11 protein-coding genes and 1 pseudogene are annotated in these 15,105 nt (G+C 74.4%); 8 read left to right on the forward strand and 4 right to left on the reverse strand.

What is annotated here, in order from left to right; genetic code table 11:
• Positions 1-38 precede the first annotated feature (38 nt).
• Together ACU436_RS30740 and ACU436_RS30745 are read left to right on the forward strand one after the other, a co-directional pair.
• Entirely contained in the window at positions 39-1,160 is a 1,122-nt protein-coding gene (locus ACU436_RS30740) for an oxidoreductase (RefSeq protein WP_459030501.1), read from the forward strand.
• Positions 1,161-1,802: 642 nt separating this feature from the next.
• Positions 1,803-2,615: an urea carboxylase-associated family protein gene (locus tag ACU436_RS30745; protein ID WP_459030681.1), complete on the forward strand. Its 813-nt coding sequence runs from the start codon at positions 1,803-1,805 to the stop codon at positions 2,613-2,615.
• Here ACU436_RS30745 and ACU436_RS30750 read toward each other — a convergent pair.
• Positions 2,614-2,961 (reverse strand): annotated as a pseudogene (locus tag ACU436_RS30750) (PucR family transcriptional regulator ligand-binding domain-containing protein); the annotation flags it as partial. The gene ACU436_RS30745 and the pseudogene ACU436_RS30750 overlap by 2 nt on opposite strands.
• A 107-nt stretch (positions 2,962-3,068) precedes the next feature.
• Between ACU436_RS30750 and ACU436_RS30755 the strand changes: the two are divergent.
• A complete protein-coding gene (locus tag ACU436_RS30755; RefSeq protein WP_459030502.1) occupies positions 3,069-4,484 on the forward strand; it encodes a cytosine permease in 1,416 nt (471 codons plus the stop codon).
• 87 nt (positions 4,485-4,571) lie between these two features.
• Positions 4,572-5,561, forward strand: a complete 990-nt coding sequence (locus tag ACU436_RS30760; protein WP_459030503.1) for an ABC transporter substrate-binding protein — start codon at positions 4,572-4,574, stop codon at positions 5,559-5,561.
• Positions 5,562-5,577: 16 nt separating this feature from the next.
• On the opposite strand, the gene ACU436_RS30765 is transcribed toward ACU436_RS30760, so the two are convergent.
• A complete protein-coding gene (locus ACU436_RS30765) occupies positions 5,578-6,192 on the reverse strand; it encodes a TetR/AcrR family transcriptional regulator (protein ID WP_459030504.1) in 615 nt (204 codons plus the stop codon).
• Positions 6,193-6,289: 97 nt separating this feature from the next.
• Between ACU436_RS30765 and ACU436_RS30770 the strand changes: the two genes are divergently transcribed.
• From ACU436_RS30770 to ACU436_RS30785, 4 genes are all read left to right on the forward strand, one after another.
• Positions 6,290-10,477 carry an nSTAND1 domain-containing NTPase gene (locus ACU436_RS30770; RefSeq protein ID WP_459030505.1) on the forward strand — a complete coding sequence of 1,396 codons (4,188 nt, stop codon included), beginning with the start codon at positions 6,290-6,292 and terminating at the stop codon, positions 10,475-10,477.
• 211 nt (positions 10,478-10,688) lie between these two features.
• Entirely contained in the window at positions 10,689-11,486 is a 798-nt protein-coding gene (locus ACU436_RS30775) for a PP2C family protein-serine/threonine phosphatase (protein WP_459030506.1), read from the forward strand.
• Between the two features lie 239 nt (positions 11,487-11,725).
• Positions 11,726-12,109 (forward strand): hypothetical protein, encoded by a 384-nt coding sequence (locus ACU436_RS30780; protein WP_459030507.1) that lies wholly within the window; start codon positions 11,726-11,728, stop codon positions 12,107-12,109.
• Between the two features lie 182 nt (positions 12,110-12,291).
• Positions 12,292-13,578, forward strand: coding sequence for a D-arabinono-1,4-lactone oxidase (locus tag ACU436_RS30785; RefSeq protein WP_459030682.1), 1,287 nt, complete (start codon positions 12,292-12,294; stop codon positions 13,576-13,578).
• A 1-nt stretch (position 13,579) separates the two neighbouring features.
• Here the strand turns inward: ACU436_RS30785 and ACU436_RS30790 are convergent, their stop codons facing one another.
• Both ACU436_RS30790 and ACU436_RS30795 read right to left on the reverse strand, forming a co-directional pair.
• Complete coding sequence (locus ACU436_RS30790) at positions 13,580-14,062, reverse strand: hypothetical protein (protein WP_459030508.1); 483 nt, start codon at positions 14,060-14,062, stop codon at positions 13,580-13,582.
• A 78-nt stretch (positions 14,063-14,140) separates the two neighbouring features.
• A complete protein-coding gene (locus ACU436_RS30795) occupies positions 14,141-14,860 on the reverse strand; it encodes an IspD/TarI family cytidylyltransferase (protein ID WP_459030509.1) in 720 nt (239 codons plus the stop codon).
• Positions 14,861-15,105 lie beyond the last annotated feature (245 nt).

Raw genomic sequence — 15,105 nt, forward strand, 5'->3', positions numbered from 1 at the left:
CGTCGTCGCCCGGCCGAGCCGGCGCTTGACTGGAACGCGTGACCACCGCGACCACCCACCCCGCACTCGCCCCGGCCCGGCTCGGGACCCACACCCTGCGCAACCGGCTGGCCGTCGCCCCGATGACCCGCGTGTCGGCGACGCCGGACGGCGTGCCGACCCCGGACATGGCCGACTACTACGCCACCTTCGCCGAGGGCGGGTTCGGTCTGATCATCACCGAGGGCGTCCACCCCGACGCCGAGCACAGCCAGGGCTACCTGAACCAGCCGGGCCTCGTCACCGATGCGCACGTCGCCGGCTGGCGGGCCGTCACCCGGCGGGCGCACGCCGCGGGTGCCGTGGTGATCGCGCAGCTCATGCATGCCGGCGCGCTGTCGCAGGGCAACCCGCACCGCGCCGGCACCGTCGGCCCGTCCGCGGTGCAGCCCGGCGGGGAGATGATGCCGGAGTACGGCGGGAGCGGACGGTGGCCGGTGCCCGCCGCGCTCGGCGTCCGCGACCTGGAGCGGATCGTCGAGGGCTTCGCCTCCGCCGCGGTGCGCGCCCGCGAGGCGGGGTTCGACGGCGTCGAGATCCACGCCGCGAACGGCTACCTGCTCGACCAGTTCCTCACCGAGTACACGAACCTGCGCACCGACGACTACGGCGGTTCCCCCGCCAACCGCGTGCGGCTCGCCGCCGAGGTGACGGGCGCCGTCCGCGCCGCGGTCGGGTCGCAGTTCCTGGTCGGCGTCCGGCTCTCACAGACGAAGGTCAACGACTTCGAGTACCGCTGGCCCGGCGGCCGGCGCGAGGCGGAGACCATCTACACGGCGCTCGCGGACGCGCGCGCGGACTACCTGCACATCGCCAGCGAGGGCCGGGCGTTCCTGGAGACCGCGCTGCTCGACGGCGGGAGCACGACCACCGCGCTCGCCCGCGGCACGACCGGGCTGCCGGTGATCGCCAACGGCGGCATGCACGACCCGCGGCCGGCCGAGCAGGTGCTCACCGACGGCCACGCCGACCTGCTCAGCGTGGCCCGCGGGGCACTCGCGAACCCCGACCTGCCGCACCGGCTCGCCGCGGGGACACCGCTCGAGCCGTTCGACCGTGCGCTGCTCGCCCCGAGCGTGACCCTCGGCAACGCCCGGCGGTGGGCCCGCGACGCGCGGTGAGAGCCGGCCTGGGGGTCCTGAACAACGACGCCGCGCAGTAGGCCCGAGTTGTTCAGGGCGTTCCTAGGAACCGGGTTCCGCGCCGGCGACGAGCTGGTCGGGTTGGGTCGCGTAGACCGTCATCCACGTCGGACGCAGCCGGTAGTAGACGACCTCGGACCAGTCGAACGAGGTGTCCCCGTAGAACCCGTGGAGGTGCTCGTGGATCTGCGGCCAGTCCGGGGAGGCCGGCCCGTCGGCCGGGTGGAGGTCCTCGACGACGCCGTGGACGAACACGCCGAGCTCCTCCCCACGCAGGTGCGCGACGCTCGCCGCGGGCCGCGCGCGGAGGTGCCGCGCCTTCGCCGCCCCGCGGGCCGTGCCGAACACCCAGCGGCCGTGCAGGAAGTGCCCATCGACCGCGCTGACCCGTGGTTCGCCCTTGGCGGTGACCGTGGACAGCACTAGGACGCACATGCCCGTGAGCACCCGTGCCAGCTGCCCCGCGGTCAGGCTCCGCTCCCCGTTGATGATCGACCGCAGGTGGGCGGTGGACCGGCCGAGCGAGGCGTCGATGAGGGTCTGCATGTCCCGGAGTTCAGCTTCGGTCTCGTACACCCCACCAGCGTGACGGCAAAACCTGACAGTTCTCGTGGAGGTTCGATGGATGTCCTGAACCGGAGCATCGACGTGCCCGGCGGCACCGGTCGCGCGGTGCGCGTCCGGGCGGGCGAGCGGATCCGGGTCGTCGACGTCGCGGGAGGCCAGGTCGGCGACGTCTTCGCGTTCGCCCACGACGGCGAGCACCCCAGCACCGAACACCACAGCGCGGCCCACACCCGGACGCAGACCCGGCGGCTGTTCCCGGCCGTCGGGGAGCAGTTCGTCACCGACCGCAGGCGCCCGATCCTCACGCTCGTCGCGGACACCTCCCCCGGCGAGCACGACATGCTGATCGCGGCGTGCGACCCGCAGCGGTACGCCCTGCTCGGCGCGCCCGACCACCGCTCCTGCGCGGCGAACCTGCGGGAGGCGCTCGCCGCGATCGGGCACCCCTACGCCGGCCCGACGCCGCAGCCGATCAACGTGTTCATGCGGATCCCGGTCGGGGCCGACGGCTCGCTGACGTGGCTGCAGGCGCCGACGGCCGCCGGCGACGCGATCTGCCGACCGGGTAGATCGTGGCCCGGCCCGCGGGTCCGAGGTCCACCTCCAGGGGCCGGGGCCTGCGGGCGAGCGCCGCCGCGGCGGCGGCCGCCTGCTCGGCGTCCAGCTGCGCCCCGGCCGCGCCGAGCACCCGTCCCATCCGGTCGACGACGGCGAGCGGCAGGTCGTGGTCGCGCCGCAGCACCGCGAGCACGCCGGACGCGCCCGCCCCGTGGGAGATCGCCGCGGCCAGCGCGTTGCCCCGGCGGACCAGGCCGACGAGCGCGTCCTGGCGCTCGGCCGCGTAGCTGGCCGCGGCCGCCCGCGTGATCGCCGTGAACGGCACCTCGATCGAGATCTCGAGCAGCGGCAGGTCCGCCGCGCGACAGGCCTCGACCAGCTCGTCCGGCGTGCTCGTGCGTTCGGCCCGCAGCCCGAAGACGATCCCGGCCGCGCCCGCCCGCCGGACACCGGCGACGAACCCGGCGGGCTCCGCGGCGTCCAGCCAGAGGCCGTTGGTCAGCACGAGCTCGCGTTCGCGCACGTACCGGGAGGGGTCGGCCAGCTCGGTGTTGTGCACCCACACGACCTCGGCGTCGAGCGCCCCTTCCGGCCCGGGGACGAGCAGGCGCAGCGCCAGCGCCGGGTCGGCGAGAAGGGCGCGCAGCGTGAGCATGGTGGAAATCTATACAGCTGGGAGACGCACTGATAGACGTTCCTCCACTCCGCACGCGGTCTCGTCCCTGGTTGCCTGAGGCTCTCCTCGCACAGAGAGGCGTCACCGTGGCCGCTACGAGAACGACTCGCACGAGAACGGCACAGCCGACCGAGACCGTCCCCTTCGACGCCCACGGGATCGACCCGATCCCGCCGGCCGGTCGGGACTCGACACCGTGGGAGCAGTTCTGGATCTGGGCGGGGGCGAACATCGCCCCGATCAACTGGGTGCTCGGCGCCCTCGGCGTCACCCTCGGGCTCTCACTCGTCGAGACCCTGGTCGTGATCGCGCTCGGCAACGTCGTGGGCTGCGCGGTGTTCGGCCTCTTCAACGTGATCGGCCACCGGACCGCGGTGAACCAGATGGTGCTCGGGCGGGCGCCGTTCGGCATCCGCGGCGCGCGCGTCCCCGGCGTCGTGCAGGGCCTGCTCACCATGGCCTGGGTGGGTGTGAACACGTGGGTGGTGCTCGACCTCGCGCTCGCCGTGCTGGCCCGGATGGGGGTGCGCGGCGGCGTGGGGCTGGAGTACACGGTCGCCGCTGTGATCATGGTCGTGCAGCTCGGCCTGGCCCTGTACGGCTTCTACGCGATCCGCACGTTCGAGAAGTACACGGTGCCGGCCACCGTCGCCGTCATGGTCGTGATGACGGTGCTCGCACTGGCGCACGCCGACGTCGACTGGACCGGCAGCAGCACCCCCACCCCTGCCGACAAGCTCACGGCCGTCACCCAGCTCCTCACCGCCATCGGCATCGGCTGGGGCATCTCGTGGGTGCCCTACTCGGCGGACTACAGCCGCTTCGTCCGGCCGCGCGCGTCCGGCCGCTCCGTGTTCTGGGCCTCCGCGCTCGGCATGTACGTGCCCACCGTGTGGCTGGCCGCGCTCGGCGCGTGCCTGGCGAGCGCCGGCGGCGCCGGCGACCCGTCCGACCTGGTCGTGAGCACGTTCGGGGCGATGGCCGTACCGGTGCTGCTGCTGGTCATGCACGGCCCGGTCGCGACCAACATCCTCAACCTCTACTCGTGCTCGCTGGCCGCGCTGTCGATCGGGATCCGCGTCGCGCGCTGGAAGCTCACGCTCGTGGCCGGGCTCGTCGCGTCGGGGGTGCTCGCGGTGTTCGTGCAGGCCGACAGCTTCGCCACAGCGTTCGACCACTGGATGGTGTCGATCCTGGTGTGGATCAGCCCGTGGGCGGCGATCGTGCTCGTGGACTTCTTCGTGCTGCGCGGCGGCCGGGTCGACGTCGCGGGGCTCTACGCCGCGCCGGGCGACTCGCCGTTCGGATCGGTGCGCCGCGGCGCGCTCGCCGCGCTCGGACTGGGCGTGCTGGCCGGCTGGAGCTGGCAGTTCGGACTGGTGCCCCTGATGCAGGGTCCGATCGCGCGGGCCATGGGCGGCACGGACTTCTCCTGGCTCTCCGGTGGCCTGGTGGCAGGCGGCCTGTACTGGCTCCTGGCCAGGCGGGCGTGCCGCACCTGAGCACGAGGTCGGGCTGTCGCCGAACACACAGACCTCGGTCGCGGGAGGCAGGTTAGCCTCTCCTCAATTATGGAGAGGGAGAGCTCGATGAGGTTGATGGTGGCCGGCGCGCTGGTCCTCGCCCTGGTGGCGGGCTGCGGTGGCGCGACCGACGCGGGGTCGAGCGGCCCCGGCAACACGGACGTGGCCACCGGCGGCCGGCTGTTCTCCACCGCCGACGAGGCCACGGCCGCGCTCGGGGCCGACGCCGCCCCGGGCGTCTTCCCGCGCACGGTCACGCACGCCCGCGGCACCACCCGGCTGGAGCGCAAGCCCGAGCGGGTCGTCGTGCTCGACACCGGGGAGATCGACGAGGCGCTCGCGCTGGGCGTCGTCCCGGTCGGGACGGCCACCCCCAACGGCACCATCCCCTCGTACCTGCAGCCGCAGCTCTCGGGCAGCACGAACGTCGGCTCGCTCGACGGGCTGCGGCTCGAGGCGATCGCCGCGCTGAAGCCGGACCTGATCCTCGGCAGCCAGCTGCGGGTCGACGACCTGTACGACGAGCTGTCCGCGATCGCGCCGACCGTGCTGAGCATCCGGCCCGGGTACCCGTGGAAGGAGAACCTGCTCCTCGCCGGCGCGGCGCTCGGCGAGGAGACCAAGGCCACCGAGCTGCTGAACGAGTACCAGCGTCGCGCCGACGCGATCCGGGCCCGGTTCACCCAGCCGCCGAAGATCTCGCTGCTGCGGTTCATGCCCGAGCGCATCCGGCTCTACGGCAACCTCTCGATGATCGGCGTCGTGCTGCGCGACGTCGGGCTCCCGCGCCCGGAGAACCAGGACATCGACGAGCTGGCCGCCGAGATCTCGCCGGAGCGGATCTCCGAGGCCGACGCCGACTGGGTCTTCTACTCCAGCTACGGCCCGAAGGAGGGCACCGCCGAGGGCTCGGTGGTCGGCGCGCAGCTGTGGAACCGGCTCGGTGCCGTGCAGCGCGGCACCGCACGCCCGGTGGACGACGAGGTGTGGTTCCTCGGCCTCGGCCCGATCGGCGTGTCCCACGTGCTCGACGACCTGGAGTCCTTCCTGACCTGACGGCACCCGGATCCGCTCACGACTCGAGCGGCCCCAGGTAGCCCTTCAGGACCCGCTTCAGCTCGCCCACCAGCGCCGCGCGCTCGGCGCCCTCGGCGGCCGTGATCGCCCCCGTCATCGCCCGCACGATCTGCGCGGCGACGAGCGCGGCCCGGTCCCGCTCGACCGCGGGCAGGCCCGGCGCGCGCGTCCCGATCACCGCCGACACGCGGCCGAGCAGGGCCTCCTGCAGCGGCCGGGTGGCCACCGCCAGCGGGGCGGGCGCGTCGGGGCCGGCGAGCAATGCCTTCGCGCCGGGGTTGGCCAGGTTGAACGCGATCAGCGGGTCGAGGATGCGGTCGAGCAGGTCGTCGAGGGGCAGGTGGGCGACGTCCGCTCCGTCGAAGGCGGCCGTGTGCGCCGCTCCCATCCGCTCGGCGAGGCGCGCCGACAGGGCCTCGGTGATCGCCTCCTTGTTCGCGAAGAACTGGTACAGCGAGCCGGGCGAGATGCCGGCCCTGGCCGCGATCCGGTTGGTGGACGCCACCTCGTAGCCGACCTCGGCGAACAGGGCCAGCGCGGCGTCGAGGATCTCGGCGATGCGCCGCTCCCCGCGCGCCTGCCGGCGCACCGGCCGGTCTGCGGTCGTCACACCCGCATCCTGCCCGGCCCCGCTCCTCGCCCGCGACACCCGTCACGGCGGCGGTGGACGGGACCGGCCACACTTGATCGAAGGTTCGGGGGGTGCCGTGGCAGCAGGGTGGGACCAGTCCTTGGCGGCGCGGGTCGTCGTGCGGGTCCTGGACCGCGGCGGCGCGCCGGTCGGCGCCGGTTTCCTCGCCGGGCCGGATCTCGTCGCGACGTGCGCGCACGTCGTCGCCGACGCCATCGGGGCCGACCCGTACGGCCCGGCTCCCACCACGGCGATCCGCCTCGACCTGCCGCTCTTCGCCACCTCCGACGCCGACCGGCCGCCTGCCCTCGACGCCGAGGTGTTGCGCTGGCAGCCGATCCGGGACGACGGCTCCGGCGACATCGCGATCCTGCGCGTGCGCGGCCCGCTCCCGGCCGGGGCCCGGATGCCGCCGGTCCGCCGGGTCGACCGGTTGTGGGGTCACGGGTTCCGCGTGCTCGGGTTCCCCGAGGGTCTCGCCGACGGCGTGTGGGCCACCGGACGCATCCGCGGGGAGCAGGGCAACCGCTGGTTCCAGCTGCAGGCCGCGCCGGGCGAGGAGCCCGTCGTCGGCGGCTTCAGCGGCTCTCCCGTCTGGGACGACGAGAGCGGCGCGGTGGTGGGCATGACGGTGGCCGCGGACGCCAGCGGCCGGACCACCACCGCCTACCTGCTGCCGATCGACCAGGTGCTGGGCCTCGACCCCGAGCTGCTGCCCTGCCCGTACCGGGGCCTCGAGCCCTTCGGCGAGGAGCACGCCGCCTTCTTCTTCGGCCGGGAGGGTGACGTCGACACGCTCGCCGCCGCGGCGACGCAGCACCCGCTGGTCGCTGTCGTCGGCCCGTCGGGGGCCGGGAAGTCGTCGTTGGTGCGGGCCGGGCTGCTTCCCCGCCTGCGCGGCGACGGCACCCGGATCGCGGAGCTCGTCGGCCGGCCGGGGGCGTCCGCGGCCGAGGTGCTGGGCACAACGGTGGAGGCCCCGGCGGGCCACGCCGAGCGCCTGGCCGACCCGGACGAGCGGCCGGCCGCGGTGCGGGGTCTCGCGACGGCGCTGGCGCAGCAGCGCACCGTGCTCCTGCTCGACCAGTTCGAGGAGATCGCCGCGGCCGACCCCGGCAGCGCGCGCGAGCTGCTCACGCTCGTGGGCGAGGTGGTCTCGGCCCTCCCCCGAGACGACGACGGTTGGCCGGTCCGCGCCGTGATCACGCTGCGCTCCGCCACGATCGACGAGGTCGTCGTGCCCCGGTTCGCCACGCTCCTCGGCGCCGGAACCGTGCTGGTGCCGCCGATGGAGCGCCGCCAGCTGCGGGAGGCCGTCGTCGCGCCGGCCGAGCGGGCGCCCGGGCTGACCTTCGAGCCCGGGCTCGTCGACCGCATCCTCGACGACGCCGCGGCCGAGCCCGGCCGGCTGCCGCTCGTGGAGTCGCTGCTCACCGAGCTGTGGGGCCGGCGGACCGGCGGCATGCTCACCGTCGAGGCGTACGAGCGCTCCGGCGGCGTGGCCGGGGTGGTCGCCACGCACGCGGAGGAGGTCGTCGCCGGGCTCGGCGACGGGGCGCTCGCACCGCTGCGCCGGCTGTTCACCTCGCTCGCCGCACCCGACCGCGACGGCCGGTTCGTCCGCCGCCCGCAGCGCTTCGCCGACCTCGCGGCCGACCTGCACCCGATCGTCGCACCGCTGGTGGCCGGGCGGCTGCTGGTCGTCGAGCGCGCCGGTGGTGAGGGCGACCGGATCCAGCTCGCCCACCAGGCGCTCATCGCCCACTGGCCGCGCCTGCGGGACTGGCTCACCCAGGACCGGGACTTCCTGTCCTGGCGCGACCAGCTGGAACAGCAGCGCGACCGGTGGGAGGCGGCGAGCCGGGACGACGGCGCCCTGCTGCGCGGGAGCGCGCTCGCCGTGGCCCAGGAGTGGCTGCCCGCGCGCACCGGCGACGTCTCCCCCGCCGCCCGCGAGTACGTCGACCGCAGCCGTGCCCGCCAGCGGCGCGAGGTGCGGCGGTGGCGCGTCGTCACGGCGGTGCTGGCCGTGCTGGTGCTGGTCGCCGCGACGTTCGGCGCGGTCGCGGTGTCGAGCCGCAACGAGGTGAGCGCCCAGCTGCGGCTCGCCAACGCCGAGATCCTCGGCCAGTCGACGCTCACGCGGATCGGCGCCGACCCCGCCACCGCGGCCGCACTGGCGCTCGCGGCGTGGCAGTCGGATCCTTCGAACCCGACCGTCCGGTCCGCCCTGGCCCGGCTCGCGATGGCGACGCAGTCGGTCGAGGCCGTGTACCCGGACCTGACCGAGCAGTCCTTCGGCGTCTTCGGGGTCTCGACCGACGGGATGACGGTCGTCATCCGCGAGGACGACCGACGCATGACCGTGTTCCACGGGATGCCGGCGGGGTCGGTCGACCGGTGGGACGTACCGGACGTGCCGGCCGGATCCTCGACCGCGCGACTCACCCCGGACGGGCACCTGCTGGTCGTCCCGGACCCGGCGGGCGGGCTCGCCCTCTGGGACCTCGCCGCCCGGACCGGTCCGACGCGCATCGACGACCCGGCCGTCGCCGGGCTCGATGCCGGATCCCTGAGGCTCTCCCCGGACGGTCGCCTGCTCACCGGGTTGACCCCGTGGCACGACGGCCGGTCCGACCTCGTCGTCTGGGACATCACGCGCGGCGCGGTCGTGCCCAACCGGATCACCCCGATCCGGGATCCCACGCTCGGCGAGATCGTGCCGACCTCCGATCCGGACATCATTCTGGAGGCCATCCAGGAGCCGGACGGCCGGATCCTCGCCCGCGCCCCGAGCGACGGGACCGTCCGCTTCGAACACCCGCAGCACAGCATGATCGCCGGCCCGTTCGTGCTCACGTGCGCCCCCGACGATCCGCGCGCCGTGCTCGTGCGGGCCGCGGAGTCCGGCGCCGACCGGCAGCGCATCGGCCTGCTGGCCCCGTGCACCCGCGACTACCTGCACAACCACCTCTCCGCCGACGGGCAGCACCTCATCGAGCCCCGGACCGCGGACCGCGAGCGCGACGTCGACATCTTCCGCATCACGAGCCTCGCCGAGGGGACCGCGTTCGAGCTCGCGGAACCCCCGGACACCCGGGCGGCGGCCACCGAGCTGAACACGATGACGCTGACGGCCGTGGTCCCCCGAGCGGACGGCGGGCGCACGGTCCTGCTGCCCAGGGCACGCTCCCTCGTCGTCCTGCGCGCCGCGCCGGCGCCGCGGCTCCCCGCGCCGCCGGAAACGCTGATCCTCAGCTCCGACGGGCGCTACGAGGTGGCGCTGGCCGGCGACCGGCTGACCGTGCTCGACGCGTCGACCCAGGACGTACTCGCGGGGGGCACCCTCCCTGCGCTGCCGGACGGCTCGAACTTCATCCAGGTGTCCGACACCGTCGGCGTGCTCACCCACGCACCGAGGAAGCGGGACTACGCAGAGTACGCGCTCCCCTCGCTCGCGCCGACGCTCGGCACCGACCTCGGGCCCTTCCCCGACCCGCCCATCCCGACGGAGCCGGTGGTGAAGACCACGCCGGAACGCGTCGTCCTGCTCGCCGACGGGCTCGTCTTCACCTGGGACCGCAGGACCGGGAACATCCTGGGAGACCCGATGTTCCTCGCCACGACCGTGCAGCGGACGCAACAGCTCCTCCAGAACCCGGTGATCGCCGCCCGGCCGGGGCCGGTTCCGCAGGTCGCGGTCGTCGCCGGCTCCGGGGGGATCGAGCTGTGGAACCCGGTGACCGGCACGCAGGACGGCGCCCTGCCCATCCCGCCCGCGCGCATCCCGATCGACGCGGTCTACGACCGCACCGGAACGCGGATGATCGTCCTCGGCCAGGACCTCACCGTGCAGATCTGGGACGTCGACCGCCGCGAGCCGGCGAGCCGGCCGATCGCGGTCACGAGCCTCGGCCTCCCGCAGGGGCTCGACGCCGACGGCTACCTCGTGTTCCTGGAGCCGACCGCGGTGCCCGACGTCAACCAGCTCACGTTCTGGGACGTGTCGACCGGACGGCAGAGCGGGTCCGTGCGCATCTCCACGGCCTACCCCGGCAACGAGCCGCTCACCGGCGACGGGACCCGGCTCCGGCTCAACGGGAAGGACGGGGCGCTCCCGGTGGCGTTCCCGCTGACGGCCGCGCAGTGGGTCGAGCACCTCTGCCGGTTCACCGACCGCCCCTTCACCGAGCAGGAGCGGAACCTGATGCCGGCGGGGATGGACGTCGAGCGCCCCTGCACGGGAGCGGCGAGCCCCCGCTAGTGGGGTCCCGGATCACCGCAACACCCAGCGGCGCTGGGCCGAGCGGCACGTTCGCTCGCGCCTAGCGTGCGAGGGCGCTGTTCGCTCCACCTGGGGTGGCTCGGCGCGGCGCGCCGAGCGGCAGCATCCGTACGGCGAGCGACGGGAGCGCTACCCTGCGCTCCGGCCCGGCCATTCCGGCCGGAACGACAGCCGGTCCTCGGGGGGCACGATGGCGGAGCCGGACGGCACCGACCGGATCGAGACCGACCTCGAGGTCGTCGCCGGCGTCACCGACCGTGGCCACGTCCACGAGCGCAACGAGGACGCCATGGCGCTCGGGCGGTGGCCGGACGGGACGGTGGCCGCCGTCGTCTGCGACGGGGTGTCCACCTCGCTAGCACCGCACCAGGCATCGCGGATCGCGGCCGACACCGCACTCGACGTCCTGCTGACCGGCACGGGCGCGGCGGCCGAGCGCGTGCAGGCCGCCGCCCACGCCGCAGCGGCCGCCGTCTCCGTGCTCGGCCGGGCCGGCGACCCGCACGCGCCGTCCTGCACGCTCGTGTGCGCGCTGGCGCAACCCGGTGAGATCACCATCGGCTGGATCGGGGACAGCCGCGCGTACTGGCTCGCCCCACCCGACGCCGACGAGCCGGCGCGAGTCCTCACCACCGATCATTCGTGGGCGGCCCAGATCGTGGCCGCCGGCGTGCTCGACGAGGCCGCCGCGATGCGCGACCCGCGGGCTCACGCGATCACCCGCTGGCTCGGTGCCGGCGGAACGACGGAGACGGACGTGGCGACGCTGCGCCCGGCGGGTGACGGCGCGCTGCTGCTCTGCACGGACGGGCTCTGGAACTACCTGCCCGACGCCGCCGACCTGGCCGCGATGGCGCTCCCCGAACTGGCCGACGGCGGGCCGATCGCGGCCGCGGAGGCGTTGACGACGCTCGCGCTCGACGCCGGCGGCCGCGACAACATCACCGTGGCCGTCATCCCGGCCCGAGCCGGCACCCCGTCCGAGTGATCGACCCTCACGATCCGTGACAGTCGATGGTTCCGACCGCGTTTCGAGCCGATTCACCGCAACCAGAAAGAAGGAGTAACCAAACGCGGAGTATTCGACTCACCCGATGGTGGTAGGTGATTTGTTTCCCCCCACCGCGGACGCTAACTTTTTCGGCAGTCAGCGAGGCTCCCCGTCGTGACGCTGACCATGGATGGGTTGGCTCCGGTCGACTCCGGACACTCAACAGGAGATGAACTGTGCTGAAGAAGGCTGGAATTGTCGTGGCCACGGCCGCTGCCGGGCTGCTCGCGGTCAGCCCGCTCGCCTTCGCCGGCGACGACCACGGCAAGGACCACGGCAAGAACATCGAGGACGTCAACCACATCGACGGCTCGAGCGAGGGCCTGCTCAACGTCGCCGGCAACAACCTCTCCGTTCCGGCGAACGTGTGCGACAACCAGGTTCCGGTGAACGTCCTGGGCGTCCAGGTGCCGCTCAACAGCACCGACGTCGTCGCCCGGGTGACCGCCGCGCTCGGCCTGAACAGCGACACCGAGGCCGACTCCGACGGCGACACCAGCCTCGACGACTCCTGCAACGCGGCCGCCGAGACCGGCGACAGCGCCGAGATCGACGACTGATCTGCGGGTAGTTCGCGACAACGGCGCCGGGCCTTCGGGTCCGGCGCCGTTCTCATGTCCGGGTTATCGAGAATAGGCGCCCATCCGCCGGGCCGGAATGCTCGAACCGCCGCGCGATATCCGGTCAGGTACCGGAGCCGGGCAGGCGTTCCTGGTGGTGCGGGGACCCGCGGACCGGCATCCTGCTCGCCGTGAGGTGGACCAACTGGGCCGGGGACGAGCGGTGCAACCCGGCCGTCCTCGCCCGGCCGCTGTCGGTCGAGGAGCTCGCCACGGCCGTGCGGGACGCGGGCGGGTGGACGGTACGCGTGGCGGGCGCCGGGCACTCCTTCGGTGACCTCGTCGCCACCGACGGCGTGCTGCTGCAGCTCGACGGGCTCGCCGACGTGCTCACCGTGGACCGGGACGCCGGGCTGGTACGGGTGGGCGCCGGCATCCGGCTGCACGCCCTGAACGCCGCGCTCGACGTGCTCGGGCTCGCCCTGCCCAACCTCGGCGACATCGACCGGCAGACCGTGGCCGGCGCGATCTCCACGGCCACCCACGGCACCGGCGCCCGGCTGGGCAACCTCGCCACGCAGGTCGAGGAGCTGGAGCTCGTCCTCGCCGACGGCAGCACCCTGCGCTGCGCCCCCGGCAGCGACGAGCTGCGAGCCGCGCGCGTCGGCCTGGGCGCGCTGGGCGTGCTGGCGACCGTGACGCTGCGGGTGGTGCCCGCGTTCCGGCTGCGCGCCGAGGACCGGGCCCACCCGCTGGACGAGACCCTCACCCGCCTCGACGAGCTCGTGGCCGGTAGCGACCACTTCGAGTTCTACGTCTTCCCGCACTCCGACCGGGCCCTGACCCGCACCAACACCCGCACGGGCGCCCCGGCCGCGCCTCGGGGCCGGCTGCGCCGCCTGCTGGACGAGGAGCTCGTGCCGAACGACCTGCTGGGCGCGGTCTGCCGGCTCGGCAGGCGGTTCCCGGCCACGATCCCGCGGCTGAACCGGCAGGTGGCGGCCGCGTTCACCGCGAACGTCCGTACCGACGCGAGCCACCGGGTGTTCACCGGCCCGCGGCGGGTGCGGTTCACGGAGATGGAGTGGGCGCTGCCCCGCACCGGGTGCGTGCCGGTGCTGCGGGCCGCCCTGCGCGCCGCCGAACGGCACGCCGTGAACCTCCCCATCGAGGTGCGCTTCACGGCCGCCGACGACGAGTCCTTCCTCAGCCCGTCCTGGTGCCGCGACACCGCCTACGTCGCGGTGCACGCGTTCGCGGGCATGCCGTGGGAGCCGTACTTCCGCGACGTGCAGGCCGCCGCGCTCGAGCACGACGGCCGGCCGCACTGGGGCAAACGCCACCTGCTCGACGCCGCGGCGCTCGCACCCCGCTATCCCGCGTGGGACCGGTTCCAGGCCGTGCGGGACCGCCTCGACCCGGACCGCCGTTTCACCAACGCGCACGTGGCCCGGGTGCTGGGCGACTGAGTCAGCCGGTCACCGCAGGTCCCGGCACGGCCTCGCGCCCGCCGTCGACGGCCGGGCCCGGCGGGCACGGCCAGCCGTGACTGCTGCGCGGCCGGCCGATCCCGGTCACCGCCTCCCGCCGTCCCGTCAACTCCCGCTCCGCGCACTCGACCGTCGGGAACGTCGAGAACTCCCCGAGAGCGGCCGTGACGGCCACCGGGAGCAGCGGCTCCCGCGCGCTCACGCCCGCCAGGTGCAGGCGGACCCGCGCGGCGCGCGCCCCGTCCCTCGCCCGCCGCAGGGCACCGAGGTCATCGGTGGCGAAGAAGCTCACCTCGCCGAGATCGACGACCAGGTGCCCGGAGCTGCCGGTCCGGGCCACCTGCGTGGCGACCAGCCCCGCCAGCCGCCCGACGGTCATCCGGTCGAGCACCCCGGCCACCCGCACGAGACGCAGTCCGGGGGAGCAGACCTCCACGGACAGCTGTGCCCCGTCGAAACGCACCACCGAACCTCCCACCCGCGCTCGGACCGTTCGGCTCAGCGGATACCCCATGGGGTGAGGGGTAACCCGGGTCCCGGCTCACGCGATCGGGGCAGCGTGTTCGGCGACGAGCAGGTCGTGCGCGTAGGTGATCTTGATGTTGCGCTCGTCCCCCGGCACCCACCCGATCGGGACGTCGGGCGCGAAGCGCTCCATGCAGGACGCGGTGTCGGTGCCGGTGAACCCGCGACGGGCGGCCTCCTCGTACGCCGCGAGCAGCGGCGCGGCCCGGAAACCCTGCGGCGTCTGGACCGCGACGAGCCCCCCGGGCGACGGGCCGGCGAGCCCCGACCCGTCCGGCCCGGCCACCGCGAGATCGTCCCGCCACAGCCCCGGCACCGCGCCACCGGTGACCCGGGCCGCCGTCAGCACCGACGACGCGAGCTCCCGCCCGGCGAGCGGGCGCGCGGCGTCGTGGACGAGCACGACGTCGATCTCACCGGTGTCGATCCGCCCGGCGAGCCGCCGCAGCCCGGCAAGCTCGGACGCCTGCCGGGTGCTCCCGCCGACGACCACCTCCACGCCACCTCGGGTGTGCTCGGCCAGGATGCGGTCGGCGAGCGGCCGGTCCGACTCGCGCACCACCAGCACCACCGCGCCGACCTCGGGCATGCCGGTGAACGTCGCGATCGACCAGGCGAGCACCGGCCGCCCGCGCAGCGGCAGGTACACCTTGTTCCGCTCGGCGCCGAGACGCGTGCCGCTGCCGCCCGCCAGCACGATCGCGGCCGCGGCGGGCCCCTGCGATGACGCGCTCACAGCCCAAGTGTCCCTCGCCGGGAGACCGGTGCGTGTATCGGTGGATCCATCTCTCCGCCGGGTGTGCCGGCGGGCCGGCCTCGTACCGGGCGTACTCGGCCGGTTTGCCGGTGCACTCAGCGGGGGCCTGGGCCGCCGAGACACGTGCAGGGCTTCCGGCGAGGGGCACTTGTTCGCAGGATCGGCGACACACCGCCGGAGCGGTCCGTATCGTCTCCACGGGTGACAGCGCCGTCGCCGGCAAC

The organism is Pseudonocardia wallangbongensis (genome assembly GCF_054486945.1).